The 14,868-nt window shown below is 67.3% G+C and carries 18 protein-coding genes; 8 read left to right on the top strand and 10 right to left on the bottom strand.

All coding sequences use genetic code 11. The features are described from left to right. Positions 1-257: 257 nt before the first annotated feature. The 9 genes from CNQ36_RS20440 to CNQ36_RS20400 form a co-directional block, all read right to left on the bottom strand. On the bottom strand, positions 258-722 hold the full coding sequence (locus CNQ36_RS20440; protein ID WP_004927636.1) for a TadE/TadG family type IV pilus assembly protein: 465 nt from the start codon (positions 720-722) through the stop codon (positions 258-260). Continuing rightward, on the bottom strand, positions 719-1,144 hold the full coding sequence (locus tag CNQ36_RS20435; protein WP_004927638.1) for a TadE/TadG family type IV pilus assembly protein: 426 nt from the start codon (positions 1,142-1,144) through the stop codon (positions 719-721). Before CNQ36_RS20435 ends, CNQ36_RS20440 begins: the two co-directional genes overlap by 4 nt. Further along, entirely contained in the window at positions 1,145-1,588 is a 444-nt protein-coding gene (locus tag CNQ36_RS20430) for a TadE family protein (protein WP_040906391.1), read from the bottom strand. Positions 1,589-1,620: 32 nt separating this feature from the next. Then, positions 1,621-1,872: a hypothetical protein gene (locus tag CNQ36_RS20425; protein WP_040906393.1), complete on the bottom strand. Its 252-nt coding sequence runs from the start codon at positions 1,870-1,872 to the stop codon at positions 1,621-1,623. A gap of 64 nt (positions 1,873-1,936) precedes the next feature. Next, complete coding sequence (locus CNQ36_RS20420; RefSeq protein ID WP_040906395.1) at positions 1,937-2,845, bottom strand: type II secretion system F family protein; 909 nt, start codon at positions 2,843-2,845, stop codon at positions 1,937-1,939. A 14-nt stretch (positions 2,846-2,859) separates the two neighbouring features. After that, positions 2,860-3,819 carry a type II secretion system F family protein gene (locus CNQ36_RS20415; RefSeq protein WP_121548531.1) on the bottom strand — a complete coding sequence of 320 codons (960 nt, stop codon included), beginning with the start codon at positions 3,817-3,819 and terminating at the stop codon, positions 2,860-2,862. Positions 3,820-3,880: 61 nt separating this feature from the next. After that, positions 3,881-5,188 carry a TadA family conjugal transfer-associated ATPase gene (locus CNQ36_RS20410; protein ID WP_004927645.1) on the bottom strand — a complete coding sequence of 436 codons (1,308 nt, stop codon included), beginning with the start codon at positions 5,186-5,188 and terminating at the stop codon, positions 3,881-3,883. After that, complete coding sequence (locus CNQ36_RS20405; protein ID WP_121547071.1) at positions 5,185-6,039, bottom strand: hypothetical protein; 855 nt, start codon at positions 6,037-6,039, stop codon at positions 5,185-5,187. The genes CNQ36_RS20410 and CNQ36_RS20405 overlap by 4 nt, the downstream gene beginning before the upstream one ends. Positions 6,040-6,056: 17 nt before the next feature. Then, entirely contained in the window at positions 6,057-6,785 is a 729-nt protein-coding gene (locus tag CNQ36_RS20400) for a hypothetical protein (RefSeq protein ID WP_121547070.1), read from the bottom strand. Positions 6,786-7,351: 566 nt separating this feature from the next. Here CNQ36_RS20400 and CNQ36_RS20395 point away from each other — a divergent pair. The 8 genes from CNQ36_RS20395 to CNQ36_RS20360 all read left to right on the top strand — a co-directional run bounded on the left by CNQ36_RS20395 (position 7,352) and on the right by CNQ36_RS20360 (position 14,096). Beyond that, positions 7,352-8,020 (top strand): hypothetical protein, encoded by a 669-nt coding sequence (locus CNQ36_RS20395; RefSeq protein ID WP_121547069.1) that lies wholly within the window; start codon positions 7,352-7,354, stop codon positions 8,018-8,020. Next, the gene (locus CNQ36_RS20390) at positions 8,017-9,099 is read left to right on the top strand and encodes a hypothetical protein (RefSeq protein WP_121547068.1); all 1,083 of its coding nucleotides are present in this window, start codon (positions 8,017-8,019) and stop codon (positions 9,097-9,099) included. Before CNQ36_RS20395 ends, CNQ36_RS20390 begins: the two co-directional genes overlap by 4 nt. A gap of 59 nt (positions 9,100-9,158) precedes the next feature. Next, positions 9,159-9,941: a hypothetical protein gene (locus tag CNQ36_RS20385; RefSeq protein ID WP_228313026.1), complete on the top strand. Its 783-nt coding sequence runs from the start codon at positions 9,159-9,161 to the stop codon at positions 9,939-9,941. Between the two features lie 205 nt (positions 9,942-10,146). Then, positions 10,147-11,184, top strand: a complete 1,038-nt coding sequence (locus CNQ36_RS20380) for a hypothetical protein (protein WP_121547067.1) — start codon at positions 10,147-10,149, stop codon at positions 11,182-11,184. A 42-nt stretch (positions 11,185-11,226) separates the two neighbouring features. Beyond that, complete coding sequence (locus tag CNQ36_RS20375) at positions 11,227-12,078, top strand: hypothetical protein (RefSeq protein WP_228313025.1); 852 nt, start codon at positions 11,227-11,229, stop codon at positions 12,076-12,078. Then, a complete protein-coding gene (locus CNQ36_RS20370; protein ID WP_004927663.1) occupies positions 12,075-12,341 on the top strand; it encodes a hypothetical protein in 267 nt (88 codons plus the stop codon). The genes CNQ36_RS20375 and CNQ36_RS20370 overlap by 4 nt, the downstream gene beginning before the upstream one ends. A 4-nt stretch (positions 12,342-12,345) precedes the next feature. Beyond that, on the top strand, positions 12,346-12,840 hold the full coding sequence (locus CNQ36_RS20365) for an RDD family protein (RefSeq protein WP_121547066.1): 495 nt from the start codon (positions 12,346-12,348) through the stop codon (positions 12,838-12,840). After that, positions 12,840-14,096 (top strand): NHL repeat-containing protein, encoded by a 1,257-nt coding sequence (locus CNQ36_RS20360; protein ID WP_163013315.1) that lies wholly within the window; start codon positions 12,840-12,842, stop codon positions 14,094-14,096. The genes CNQ36_RS20365 and CNQ36_RS20360 overlap by 1 nt, the downstream gene beginning before the upstream one ends. A 76-nt stretch (positions 14,097-14,172) precedes the next feature. Here CNQ36_RS20360 and CNQ36_RS20355 read toward each other — a convergent pair whose 3' ends face one another. Beyond that, the gene (locus tag CNQ36_RS20355; RefSeq protein WP_163013314.1) at positions 14,173-14,853 is read right to left on the bottom strand and encodes a hypothetical protein; all 681 of its coding nucleotides are present in this window, start codon (positions 14,851-14,853) and stop codon (positions 14,173-14,175) included. Between the last annotated feature and the right edge of the window lie 15 nt (positions 14,854-14,868).

Raw genomic sequence — 14,868 nt, 5'->3', positions numbered from 1 at the left:
CCCGAACGGCTCACCAGCGACGTCCTGTCGACGAACGCCTCGATGGCGTCGGCGAATTCACCGGTGTGGGAATGCGGTCACGAAAAGGGCCCGCGCCTTCACGCTACCCACCGGTTACGGCGGGCCGCCGGCGGGACGATCCGTCCAGCCGGTCCGATCCGCGGCCTCCGCCCCATTTCCGTGCGACCTCGCGGTGAACGGTGTGCAGGTTGCCGGTACTTTTCGGAACGGCCGGAGGCGGACGGCCGCGGCGGGCGTCAGCCCACCTCGTTCTCCGCCACCGCCTGCCCGCGCACCACCACGTTCCCGCCGTAGAACATGCCCGTGAAGACCGGCGCGTACGTCAGCTGCACCTCGACCTGGACCGCGTCCACGGTCGCCGCCACGCAGTGCGTCGCCGCGATGTCCGGCCCGGACATGTCCATCTCGCGGGCGAAGGCCTTCACCCGGGCGTCGCAGTTCTCGTAGTTGATCGGCGCGGGGCCGCCCTCGTTGTCGTAGAGCGCCTCGCGGTCGATGTCCTGGGCGGCGTAACGGGCCGCCTGCTCCGCGATGTCGGCTGCCCGCTCCCGCTTGGAGATGGACATGCCGCCGTCGATGACGAAGGCCGCCAGGGACAGGAAGACCAGCGCGAAGATGATGACCGCGCCGGCCCCCGAGCCGCGGTCGTCCAGCCGCCCGCGCCGCTCCGACAGCCAGGTCCGCGTCCGTGCCGCGCTCACGCCGTCCTCCGGTACGGGTCCAGCGGCGAGCTGAAGCTCGCGGTCAGGGTCGTCGGGATGTTCAGGCCCAGCATGGCGAGACCCCGCACCTCGCAGCTCACCTCGACCGTGAAGAGGGTGTCCGGCTCGAAGCCCCGGCTGGTCTGCAGGACGGTCACCGGGCCCGAGCAGACGTCCGCGAGGTTCGCCTCCGCCGCCGCCCTCGCCTCGGCCATCGCCGTGCCGTGGTCCTTCTGGATCGAGCCCGCGCGGGCCGCGTCACGCGCCGCGCCGTCCAGCGCGCCACGTCCGTCGACCAGTTGCCCGAACCCCACCAGCACCAGGATGAAGAGGATCATCACCGGCGCGAGGATGACCACCTCGACGGTGGACAGGCCCCGGTCACCCGTCCTGGGCCTTCCGGCCGTCAGGGGGAGCCCCATCTAGTTCTCGCCCTCCTGCACGAACCGCTCCACCGGCCCCACCGACTGCGCGTGCACCGTCAGGTCCAGGCCCGGGAACACCGTCGGGATCCGTGCGGTGATCTCCACGCCCACCGTGTTCTGCTCCGGCTGGAGCGTCCTCACGTCCGGCGCCAGCACCAACTGCGGGCCCAGCTGCCGGATGTAGCTGTCCACCACGCCCCGCGCCTCGCCCCGCCAGGCCCCCGGCTCGGCGTCCGCCGTCGCCCGCGCCTTGCGCGCGCCCGCCTGCGCCGCCGCCTGGGCGACGTGATCGGCGAAGAAGTACAGCGCGAACTGCACCGTCGCGAAGATCATGAAGAACAGCACGGGCGTGAGCAGCACGAACTCGATCGCGGTCATGCCGGACTCGCCGCGGGCGGAAGCGGCCTCCACCCGTCGGCGTACCCAGCGGCGTACGCGCATCCCCGCCAACCCCGTTGTCGTCGTACGCGCCGTCAGCAGGTCTTGCCCGCGTCCGCGCCCTTGATGCAGTCGCCGACCTTGTTGGCGCCCTCGCTCAGCGCGGCGTTGATGATCGCGGCCACCACACCGACGATCGCCACGACGACCGCCGAGATGATGACCCACTCCACCGCCGAGGCGCCGCGGTCGAGTTCGCCGGAGCGGGCGCGCTCCACGCGGGCCCGCACGAAGGTGACCAGGAAGTCCACGGCGGGGATGCCGGTGTGGAAGGTACGTCCGTTCATGACGCGTTGTCCTCTCGAATTCGGTTCACGGAAGTTCTGACGTACGGCCCGGGGTTCGCGGTTCTCACACCTGGAACACCCGCATCGCCGCCGGAAAGATCAGGAACACGAGGAACCCCGCGCACAGCAGCAGCTGCGCCACGAGCATCGACTGCGACTTCTCGCCCGCACTGCCCTCGATCTCGGAGAGTTCACGGTGCCGCATGGTCTCGGCGCGGGAGGCCAGGGACTCGCGCACCTTGGCGCCGTCGTCCGCGACGAGCGCCAGGGAGGCGGAGAGGTCCTTGAGCTCCTCCACGCCCAGCTCCTCCCCCAGCTGCCCCAGCGCCTGCCACTGGCTGATGCCGGTGATCCGGGCGTCGGCGAGGGCGTTGCGGATACGGTGCGTGGCCCAGCCGTCGGAGACCTCGGCCGCCGCCATCAGCGCCTCCGGCAGGCCGCGCCCGCCGGCCAGGCTCATCGACACCAGGTCCAGATACGCGCCGATCACCCGCCGCAGGTCGCGCCGCTTGTCCGCGGCGTCCCGGCGCACCTCCAGGTCGGGCAGGAAGAAGAACAGCGCCGCGCACAGCAGCGCCAGCCAGACCGGGATGATCGGGCTGTCGCCGAAGCCGAGCGTCCAGACGATGGCGAAGAGGAACGGCCCGAAGAACAGACCCGCCACCGACAGCAGCACCTTGGTCGCCAGGAACTTCTCCCAGCTGCGTTCGAGCACGGCGAGGTCCGCGCGCAGCGAGCGCTGCTCCCAGCCCTGCTGCAGATAGAACTCGGCGACCCGTACGCCCATTTCGGCGCGCAGGGTGCCGAGCCGGCCGGTGTCCTGCGTCGTCCGCGCCGACTCGTAGGCGGTCCCGCGGGCCCGCATCGCGTCGATCCGGGCGACCTGGGAGACCGCACTGCGCTTGGTGGGCATCAGCGCGCGGACGAGGACGTAGACGCCGAGTCCGAGGACCGCGCCGATGACCACCGGCATGGCCAGTTGGTCACTCACCGGCGTACCCCCTCTTCCGGCTGGAGCGGCGCCTGCTGCTGAGCCGGTCCGGCGCCGGGCGTGCGCGGACGCACGAACCGCACCGCCGACTCGTCACGCACCAGGAACCGTTCGGGCGTCTCGATGGTGGACAGCTTGCGCAGCCACCAGAAGCCGAGCGCGAACAGACCGCAGACACAGGCGAGTACGAGCTGCCCGACCGCCGTCCCGTACGGCTCGACGAAGTCCCGGTTGAAGACGGACAGTCCCAGCACGAACGCGATCGACACGGCGACCACGATCTGCACCGAGCGACGGGTGGAGGCGCGCTGCGCCATCACGCGCTGCCGCATGTCCACCTCCTCACGCGCCGACTTGGCCAGCGCGCCCAGCACCTGCCGCAGACCGGGCCCGCGCAACCGGGCGTTGAGGATCAGCGCGGCGACGATGATGTCGGCGGAGGCGTCGTCGATCTCGTCGGCGAGCTGCTGGAGCGCCTCGGGCAGCGGGGTGCGGGAGCGCAGCCGGTCGACGAGCGCGTCGAGGTGCGGGCGCAGCACGGGCGCGGCGGCACGCGCGGACGCCGGGATCGCCTGCTCCAGGCCCACCGCGCCGGCGATGGTGTCGCGCAGCGACTCGGTCCAGGAGGCCAGCGCCTCCACCCGCTTCATCGCGGCCCGCTCCTCGGAGGCTCCGCCGAAGAGGCGGTCCCAGAAGAAGACGAGGACGGCGGCGGCGATACCGGCGACCACCCAGCGGGTCAGCAGCAGCACGGCGAGGCCGACGAGCGCGGCGAGCGAGCCGCGCCGGCCGGCGAACCGGATCAGCTCGTTCGCCCGCTCGCTCGCCTTCTGCTTCTCGTGCGCGGGCTTCGGGGGCAGTCCCCGTACCGCGACGGCGAGCAGGGCGAGCCCGCCGCCGACGGCGACGCCGGACGCGAGGGCGTAGAGGACCGTGGTGGAGAACAGTCCGCCCATGGAGCCGAGCGAGTCGAGCGACCCGAGCGCGGCAAGGTCGGTGGTGGCGGGGGTCACCGGCTCACCCCCACGTTCCGCTGGGCCGGTAGCCGTAGGCCATCAGTTCCTCCAGGCAGGCTATGGGGGCGTGCGCGCCGACCCGCCCGTCGGGCGTCTGGGCGAACACCTCGCTGGACAGCACGCGTCCGTCGACGCCGTTGACCTCGCGGACCGAGGTGACCAGGCGCTGGAGGCGGCCGCCGCTCTGGTAGTCGTTGCGCCGCTGGATGAAGACGACGAAGTTCACCGCGCCCGCGATCAGCATCTGGCTGGCCTCGATGGGCAGCCGCTCCGTGGCCTGCAGGGCGTAGGTGGAAATACGGTTGAAGACCTCGCTGGAGCTGTTGGCGTGGATCGTGGACAGCGAGCCGTCGTTGCCCTGGGACATCGCGTTCAGCATGGTCACGATCTCGTCGCCGAGCACCTCACCGACGATGACCCGGGAGGGGTTCATGCGCAGCGAGCGGCGCACCAGCTCCGCCATCGAAATGGTGCCCTGCCCCTCGGAGTTGGGCAGCCGCTCCTCGAACGCAACGACGTTGGGGTGCAGGTCGGGGAAGGTGTCGAGCCCCAGCTCGAGCGCCCGCTCGACGGTGATCAGCCGCTCGTGCGGCGGGATCTCGTTGGCGAGGGCGCGCAGCAGCGTCGTCTTGCCGGCGTTGGTCGCGCCCGCGATCATGATGTTCTTGCGGGCGCGGACGGCGCAGGCGAGGAAGTGTCCGAGCTCCGGGCTCAGCGTCCCGTTGCCGACGAGGTCGGAGATGAACACCTTGCCCATGCGGGCACGGCGGATGGACAGCGCGGGCCGGCGCGCCACGTCCATGACGGCCGACAGACGCGAACCGTCCGGCAGCCGCAGGTCGAGCTGCGGGTTGGCCGAGTCGAAGGGGCGCGACGACAGGCCGGAGTAGGCGCCCAGCACCTGGATCAGCTCGATGAGCTCCTCGTCGGTCTCGGCGACGGGCTCACCCCGCGCCTCCCGCCCGTCCGAGTAGCCGACGAACACCTGGTCGCAGCCGTTGATGTCGATGTTCTCGACCTCGGGGTCGTCCAGCAGCGGCTGCAACCGCCCGACACCGAACAGCGCGGCGTGCACGGCGGCCGCGTACTGCTCCTCCGTCTCCGCGTCCAGCGGCGTACGGCCCGCGTTGATCTCCGCGCGGGCGTACTCCTCCAGTATCTGGGCGATGACGGCACGGGCGTACTGCCGCTCGTCCTCGGTGGACATCGGCGTGACGCCGTTGACCTGGTCGAGACGGCGCTGTTCGGCGATCCGGTCGCCGGCGTCCTGACGGAACCGCTTGACCAGCTGATGGTCGACAGCGGTCATCGCCCGGCTCCGTGGCCCTGGTGCGCCTGCCGGTCCTGAGCGGAGGTGGCGGCCCAGGCCGCGCCGTACTGCTGGTACACGTCGGCCGTCACCTTGCGCGCGGAGCGGATCAGCAGCGACTTGTCGAGCCGCCCGCGCCTGCGCCCGGCCAGCTGCTCGGCGCCCGCCGGGTCGTCGGCGAGGGTGCCGACCACCCGGGCGCCGGTCTGCGCGTGCACGAGCATGTCGTTGACCTGGGACGCGAGCTTGGCGGCGTCCCCCGTGTCGGCGACGAGGACGACGCCGATCACCGGGTTGCCGAGGGCGGCCGCGCCGCGCGGCCCGCCGTGCAGCTTGCCGGCGAGCGCGGCGGCCCGGTCCCGCACGCGCGCGAGCGCCTCGGGCTCGGTGCGCGAGATCAGCAGGACGAGGGAGGCGTGCGGGAACAGCTCCACGGCAGGGGTGTCCCCGCTGATCCGCCCGCAGTCGGCGATGACGTCGGCGGGCGCGTGCGGGGAGTCGGCGAGCGAGGCGAAGGCGTGCCCGAGGGTCGGCCACAGCCCGGTGAGGCCGGCCGCCTGCTCGGCGATGCCGAGCCCGACGAGCACTTCGAGTCCGCCGCTCAACGGCTGCACGTGGTCCCAGAGTTGGTCGGGCACGAGTCCGCGGCGCGCGGTGGCGGCGATGGACAGCATCCCGGTGTTCGGGTTCAGCGGCCCGCCGTGCGCGGCGGCGCTGCGGTAGACGAGGTCACCGCCCGCCGGGTCGGCCTCGGCGAGCAGCACACGCCGGGGCCAGACCGCCGCGAGGGCGACGGCCGCGGTGGTGACGCCGGGGGAACCCTTGTCGGCGGCGAGGGCGATGAGGGCCATGGGTCGGGTGCCGCCTTCTAGTTGCCAGGAACGAGGACGAGAGCCACCTCGCCGTTGGAAGCGGCCTGGGTGAGCACCGCGGCCTCGGCACTGTCGACGAGCAGCGTCACCGGCTTGTTGGTGCTGCTGACGATGTCGTCGCTCTTCCCGGCCTGCACGAAGTCCACCCGGGCCTGCTCCACGAGCAGCGAGTCGCTGCCGCCGCCGGCCGAACCGCCGGTGCCGGCGTCGTCGTCGGAGCCGGAACGGGAGGTGCCGCCGACACGGTAGGCGGCGACGACGTCACCGGCCTCCAGACCGGCCGGGTACTGCCCCTCCTTGAGGGACATCCCCACGAGGGCCTTGCCGGAGGGGACCTTGGCCTCGTCCCCGAACATCTCGCCCACGGCGACGACACCGGCCGGGATCGCGCTGACGGCCTTGAGCTTCTTCAGGGCGTCCAGTTGCGACCACTCGACGTAGTGGATGCCCGGGTCCTCGGCGACCATCACCGAGGTGGTGTTGGAGTCGGTGACCGGCTGTCCCGCGGGAATCGGCTCGGTGATCTTGACGACCTCGATCCGGTCCCCCGCCTGCAGCACCAGCATCGTGGCGCCGAGCGCACCGACCAGGATCAGCAGCACCGCCAGCGCGGCCAGCGCCGGCTTGCGCTCGCGGGGCGGAGTGGGAAGCCGGTCACCGACCGCCGGCCCCGCCGGAGCCGCGGAACGACCGGCGCCCGCCCCCGCACGCTCTTGGATCTTCACGCAACCGCTCCCCGTACACCCACGATGAAGTCTGCCAAGTTCTCGGATATTCCGGACACTTCACCCACGAGCACTCTCGCGCGACATGCGCGACGGCTCGGACCTACCCGCCCGACCCGGGCGAATAGCCAACGCTGAGGTGAGTGTCAAGCCATGGCACCGTATCAGCCACGCATAAGCCCCTCAAGACAGAACCCGTCACACCCGTACCGCCCCCCACAACGTTCCTCATCTGCAATTTCACCATTGAACAACCCAGTTGGACCCGGCCCCCCACCTGTGCGCCGGCAAACCCCCTCAACCCCCGCCGACCACACCCCACATACACCCCCTCACGCACCGCACACGACCCCCGCACGATTCACCCGCAAGGTCTTCAGCCGGTCACACCCAGACCGTCACCCGGCCCGGTGACAGGCCGTACAGGGCAGTCCGCACTCCCGCGACGACCTCGTCGACGCCCGTGCATTTCGGCTCATTCACCGCGTAGTTCGCGCTGGTGAAACCGGTAACCCCATCGATATCGTCGACACACTGGAAGCACTCGTCTCACGGGGGAGCCCACTGTGAAGCGCCGCACATTGCCCATCGCCGCCGCGTTCGCCGCCGCGACCTTGATGCTGACGGCCTGCGGAGGAGGGGACGACAAGGCCGGCGACAGCGACAAGATCGCCGGCACCGGCCAGGGCACGGAGAAGCCGAGCAAGTCGGCGAAGCCCTCAGGAGCACCGGCACAGGACAAGCCCGACGGCGTGGACGTGTCCCTGCCCGCGGACATGAACCTGGTCTTCGACTGGGAGAAGCCGGAGAAGGAGAACGAGGCGGCGGCGATGGACGACGCCGCCAATTACGTCCGTGCCATCTACCGCGGTATCGACAAGCGCACGACCGAGGACGCCGCCGTGGCTGCCTACTCCTCGGGTGACGGCCTGAAGTACGCGAGGACGCAGATCGACGCCCGTCTCGAAGGCGACTGGACGGCAACCGGCACCCGCCGTCACTACCAGGCCACCACCAGGTCCGCGTCGAACGGGAACTCGGTGGAGGTCGCGTTCTGCGTGGACTCGAGCAAGTTCTACTCCAAAGAGGTCAAGACCGGAAAGGTCCTGAAGGGCGCGCCGAGCATCACCGACTTCGACTTCTTCAAGATCATCATGGTCAAGCTCCCCACGGGCGACGGTCTGTGGCAGGCGTCCAAGGTGTACGTCGAGGGGAAGGCCGCGAAGTGCCAGTGACCAGGTCACGTCGTACGGTCCTCAGCACCGGCGCGGTGGCCCTGCCGCTGGCCTTGTGCGTCGCTCTTGCGGGCCCGGCCCACGCGGGGGAGCAGCCGAACAACTCTCAGGGCTCGAACACCGAACAGTCGGGCGGCAGTGACAGCACCGGCATCTACGCCGCCGCCCGGATCACGTACTCCGGGTCCGTCGCCAAGGGCGGCGGCAGGGGCAACGTGGTATCCGCTGACGTCAACTGGACGCCACCGCCTTGCTGGTACGCCCCTTACCTCGGCGCGAAGGACTTCAAGAAGAAGATGTCCGCGGACATCGAGGGCCAGATGAGCGCACCCGGCATGGGCGGCCACGCGGGCGCCGCGCTCAGCGAGCTGCAGCGCCACTACGAGGACGACTACGGCTGGGCCGACACCCCCGGCTACAAGGACTACAACGTCGAGAAGGACGGCGAGGGCATGTTCTGGGCCGCCGTCGAGAACCCCGACGAGCCCGACCTGCTCAAGCGGAACTCCTGCAACGACCTCCCCTTCTGGGTGGACAACGGCGACGCCCCGCCGCCCCAGTACGAGGAGGCCATCACCCCGGAGATCCTCGCGGCCCTCGCCTACCAGCACATGCAGCTGCCCGACACCAAGGTCAGCCTCGCCCCCGAGGGAACCACCAAGGTGAACCTGCCGACCTGGGCGTGGCTCGACAAGGCCGTCTTCGACGAGGTCCAGGCCACGGCGGCCATCAACGCCCCCGGCTTCGCCCTCCAGGCCACGACGACCGCCAAGCCGGTGTCCCTCACCCTGGAACCGGGCACCAAGGACGCCGAGACCCATCCCGCTTCCGGCCAGTGCACCATCAACGCCGACGACTCCATCGGCGAGCCGTACGCCAAGGGCAAGGCCGACCGGACCCCGCCCTGCGGAATCACCTACCTCCGCTCCTCCGGCAACGGAACCTACGACCTCCAGGCCACCATCACCTGGGACATCGCCTGGACCGGCACCGGCGGCGCGGGCGGCGACATGCCCGACGGCACCTTCGGCACCACTCAAGCCGTCACCGTCCAGGAGATCCAGTCCGTGAACCGGTGATCGGTCACCGCATGCGTGGTGTGCTCGATCGCGAACCCAGCAGAGCAAGGAGATGTCCGGTGCACACGCCAGTGAGCACATACCGCCTCATGGGCATCGGGGCGGTACTTCTGGCACTGGCCGGCTGCGGATCGTCGTCCACCGGCGGCGATGCGGGGCCAACTGCCAGCCCGGCAACCGCACGGGCGGACCGGGACAATGGGCCTCAGTGCCAGGGAGAGGATTCGACGGACGGGCTGCATGTCCTGCGGGGCGGCGGTTTCAAGTTGCCCGACGACAGCGGCGTGCAGTACACCGATGGGCAAGTCGAAGGCACGACACTCACGGCAACGCTCCGAGACGGGGCGCGATATGAGCCCGGCCAGCAACAGTGGACAGTCGAACCCGGTTCAGAGGTCACTGTCTCGAACCATGCCTACACCGTCCGGCAGATCTGCACCTATCGAGTTGTGCTGGAACCGAAGACAGCCGCCGACAAGACGGCTTTCAGCTTGCCGCCCACGTCCACGGAACCGACGGGATCGGCCGCTGACGGCTCCCTGTGTTTCACCACCAACCGAGAAGTCCTCAAGACTGCGGCCGAGGGCTTTCCAGGCCAGGGCGAAACGCTGGCGCTGCTCAACAACGGAGGTGTCCAGCGCTTCCCCAATGGCCTGTCGATCACCGTCTCCCACGTTGACACCGCCGCGGGCACGACAGGCCTGAACGGGGTCTGCGCGGCGATTCCAGTCGCTGCCTACGAGGACGTCCGTAGCGGTCAGACGGTGGAGTTCGCTGGGGTGATGTTCAAGATCTCAGCGCTCACCGAGGAAGCGGTGAAGCTCACGCGTGTGATCAAGTAGCCGAGTTCCGTGTGTTCTCGGGGCCTGCTACAGCGCACACAATCAGTCAATGGGGGATGGAACCGCTCATGCAGTTGAAGGACGCCGCTCATGACGTGCGGCATCGCCCGAGCACGACCGACGCCGGTGCCGACGGTGTCGGCGGGCAACCTCTCTATCGGTGTCTTCGGCAGCAGACGCGTCACAACAGGCAAGGAGCGTAGTCGTGGGCTTCAAAGGCATGGACGAGGTCCAGGCTCCCAAACTCGGGGCTGCCGTCGACGTGATGGGTGGAACCCTCAGCATCCAGGGAGGTTTGATCAATGGCATTCTGGCCAAGTGGAACGCCAAAGCCGATGGAGTTTCGGACTTCCCCAAGAAGGCTCAGTGGGCGAGTGACGAGGCAAAGGACATCCGGCGACGCCTGGGCATCGCGCAGGACGACCCCGAAGCCGTCCTGACGTTCGCCGGACTGGCAGGAGCACTGGAAACCTGGCAGCAGTTCAAGGATGGCACGCTCAAAGATATAAAGACGCCCCTGAAGATCCTTAAAATCCCTACCGCGATTGAGGGCTCGCTTCGCCTGTACAAAATGTGGGCGCAGGGGCAGAACATCGACGGCGCTCGTGCTGTTTATGAACTGAACAAGTACTTCGGATCAGAATCCGCCCGCATTCGTGCCACTCGAGGGGAGCTGCTGAAGGAGCTCCTCAAAGCACAGCGCCTGCGTAACCTTTACAAGCAGCCTTGGCAGTGGCAGCAGGCAGTGCGCAGCACCGCCATGCGTCTCAAGATCCCGTATGCCTCGAAGCTCTTTCAGAGCGCGCCAGGGGCAGGAGTACTGGCCCGCAGAGTGTTTCTGCCCCTCAGCGTTCTGCACGGCGTGAAGCAGATGTTCATTCCCGATCACCAGGGGGCGCAGGGTTGGGTGGACCGCGGTATGGGCGGCGTTGAAGCAGCCGGCGCTGTCGCTGTGCTCGGTGGTGCCAGCATGGCCACCGCGCTCGGCGCGTCCGCGACGGTGGCGGCGGCGGTACCGGTCGTTGGCTGGGTCGCACTCGGTGTGACCGGCGCCTACTTCTTGGGCAGTTGGGCCTGGGACAAGTGGGGTGATGACATCACAGCCGGCGCTAAGAAGGCATGGAACGCCACTACGGAGTGGGCAGGCGAGACCAGGGACAAAGCCGAGGAGATCGTCAACGGCGCCAAGAGCGCCGTTACGAATCTGGTTCCCAACACCATTCGCAAATACAAGTTTTGGTAAACGAGTATCGGATTAATGACCATGCATAGCCATAAAATTGACATGGACCTCCAGGAATTTCGCGCGATCCTGGGGGAAGCTCTGGCCGAGGGTGGAAGCCAGCACCTTCTGAGGCTCACGGACGAAGAGATCGCTGTCCTCGACCCGGAGTCGCTCGAGGAGTGCATAGCCCCCACCCCCAGACTCGCGGAGCTCTCCGCCCAGGAGCGGGATTGGTCCTACGTCACGGCCCTGCGTTCCCTCGTCTCACGAGAGGTGGTGGAGGTAGCCAACATCGACGAACTGGACGCCGTCCTACGGCGCGCTCAGGACGCGGCCACTGAGGATGCGGGGGAAACTCCATCCGGCGTCGGATTTGATCTGCGCATCACTCCCGAGGTGAGTCTTGCTCTGACTCTGCGACGCTCGGCGTCCAACGCTCTCGTGGTCGAGCAGCACACGTCTGGTGGAGTCACTCACGCTGTCGTCTATGCCCACTCGGCGCGCCTCTATCTCGTGGAGCGGGTCACCGCGGGGGGTCTCCACATCTTCACTCTTGCCAGCTCCGCAGACGACGCAGCTCATGTGGTGCAACTTCTGGTGGACCCGTTCGACGTAGCGGACAAAGATGGCCAAATCCTGCGGCTCACGCCGCAGCAGGTCGCCGACAACAACGTAGGGCGCGCCCTCGGCGAGGCGATCGACTCCGCCCTAGTAGTCGGGCAGGTCGTCCTCCTTTCCGATGCGCCCGGCCCTCTGCTGACGACGTATGCGACGGACCGTTCGCTCTGGACCGTGTTCGTCGAACAGCCGAACGCACCCAAGGGCATCGAGGCTCGCGCTGTCGGTAAATCCCGTCTGAAAAGGATGATCAGACTCCTTCTCACCCTCCCTGACGATCCGGTGGAGCTATGAGCCGAGAAACCGATTGCCGAGAAGACCTGCGTAAGCTCAAGAAATACGCGGACGAACTTGAATTGGCTGTCGACAATGTCCAGCATCTCTGTGGCGAGGACACCTGGAAAGGACCTAAGAGTGAGCGTTTTCGCAGCGAGTTCGCGAAGCACAAGAAGGAGATCAAAAACGCCCTGACCGATGCGCGAGCCGCCATGGCCGCTGCACTCAAGCGGGTGGAGCAGGAAGAAGCGGACAAGAAGAAGACTGCGAGCGGGAGCTAACCGGATGGCAGCCAAGGACCAGCCGGCTTCCGGTCGAACGGCATCACCTTCCGAGGCGCGTCGGCTCACCGCCGTGTCGCTGGACCTCCTCCTGGCTCTCATGGGGGGCGTCATCGCGGGCTACGCGGTCACGGTGAACGCGGCCGGCAGTCCAGGCACGGTGGGACAGCAGTCGGTGCCTCCTGCCGTCTGGGCAGCGTCGGTTGGGGCAGTACTCGCTGTTTCCTTCACCAATCAAGTCCTGCTCACGCTGGTGGCGAGAGCCAGTCTGGGCAAGCTGGCCACGGGTCTACGAGTCATCCGGTCTTCCGATGACGGGCGTGCCGGATTCGTTCGGCTCGTGGGGCGGTGGCTCTTCGGGTTCTATTGGTCCATCGTCTTCGTTCCTCTTCATCTGGCAACGGACAGCAACGTGGAGCAACAGGACGCGGTGGGCTTGCGTATCGTTCACCGGCAGTGCGTTCCTGAGTCGCCCATGAGAAAAGACGAGGTTCTGTGATGCCGTTCCTCCCTCTGTCGCGCGGCCGGCGCCGGGTGCTGACCGGCCTCGGCGTCGCCCTCGCGACCGTGTCCGCGTTCGGGATCTACCAAGCGGCCTCCGGCGACGCGGGCAGTCCCCCGGTCAACGTCACCTTCGTGCTCGGCGGCGGGTCCAGAGTGAAGAAAACAGTCGGAGGCACCCCTCAGGGCACGGGACTCGCGATTCAAGGCTCGTTCCGTGGGCTTGCCGCGGCGGCTGACGGCACCGTCTACCTGTTCACCCAGGAGGACCAGGGGATGGTGATGTGGAAGCGGGAGACCTCTGGATCCACAGCCAGGATCCCTCTCACAGGAGTGGACAATCGGACAGCTGAACAGACAGCGGTGGCATCCGACGGGTCCATCTACCTGGCCACCGGAGACAGCCTGTGGAAAACCGGGCCGGACGGTAAAACCGTCAAATTGGTGGACACGAAGTGCGACAACCCGCGGCCGTTCGTCAACGCGAGCCTCGATGAATTCTGTACCGGCCAGGTCACGGGAGTGACAATCACCGCGGATGGGACCGTCTACTTCGGCGACCAGACAGTACTGGGACAACACGCCTCGTACGTCCACAAGATCAGTGGTGACATGGTGGAACTCGTCGCCGGACGGCCGCCCCAGGACAATGAGTCGCTACTGCGCACGAACCCTGCCGTAAAGAACGGGATCGACCCTCCTGCGGGCACCAAGGCCAAGGACGTGCTTGTTCCCGCTATCTGGGACTCCGGTTGGCTGACATCCAGTACTTCGGGCATCTACTGGCGGACCGGACCGGGAATCGTCCGGATCAATGCGGATGACACACTGACCCCTCTCGTGGGGGCCAGGGATCCGGACAGTATCAGCGAGCTGAAGGGTCCCTTCGACAGCATCGGAAGTGCTCTTGATGCCGAGATCGGGAGGGGGTCCATCGGCAGCTCGCGCGGCGACCTTACAACCCTCCCCGATCGCTCTGAGATCTACTACACCGACGCCCACGAGACCTATTCCCCTCCGTTTTCCAGCGAGTACCGCTGGGCCGGCGAGAAAACCGCTTCACAGAAAGATTTTATCGACAATCTACTTAAGGGAAAGGTCATTTACCAGGTCAGCGGCGAGAACATCGCACCCGTCATGCCAGGAGTTCAAGCCATAGCCGCATCCGGTGATTCTCTTTATATCGCGGCGGAGTCCGAATCAGACAACAGAGCCACGGGCGTGCTGCAAGTGGAGCTCCCCGAGATGAGCTGACTTTCATGAAGAGGACTCTCTGACAGCAGACAAGCAAAACGGAAGACGACCCCTGGTCAGCAAGACCGGGATTGCCTTAGCCTTCCTCCCCCTCCAATTTACTCTTCTGTTCATCGACAAGCTCATCCGGAACCGCAATGAAAGCATTGTCGAGCTGATTGGAAGCCGAGAAAATACTCAGGGAGGCACCACTGGACACCACAACATAACGCCTTTTCATGCCCATTTGGTACTCAAGCGAGAAATCCACGCTTTCGTTGCCGAACGCCGACTTGTTGAGCAGCACTTGGCGCACCTTGTATTTTTCACCGGCCAAGGTGACCTCGAACCCGCTCCCGCAGGACGAGACAGCCTTCTTCAGGTCCTGCACGGCCTTTTCTGCTGCGGCCGTCGACTCAGCACTGAACAGCATAAGCCGGTAACTCGCGTCCGCAGCTTTGGAGCCAGTTGGGGTCTTCCAAATGTCCCGCTCTACCAACCGCCCGTCATAGGCCATGGCTTCTGGGTCCAGCGCATTGGCGATGGGCCGGCATGATTCATCGCTCGCCCCAGCGGAACCTCCTTTCGATCCCGGCGACGCCTCACGGATGGTGTAACCAGCCACGTCGCCCTGAGACAGCGCCGCCTTTGAGAGTTGCGCACCGCTCAACGGCTGGGCGTTCTCTTCCTCCCCGGCCTCAGTGCCGCACGCCGTCACGCCAAACAGAGCGGCAATAATTGGCCCGGCCAGTACCGCCCTCGTCCCGCCGAAAATCATCGTACGCCTCACCTT

Source organism: Streptomyces fungicidicus (assembly GCF_003665435.1).
Classification (GTDB): Bacteria; Actinomycetota; Actinomycetes; order Streptomycetales; family Streptomycetaceae; genus Streptomyces; species Streptomyces fungicidicus.
This window is presented reverse-complemented; position numbering and strand designations above follow the sequence as displayed.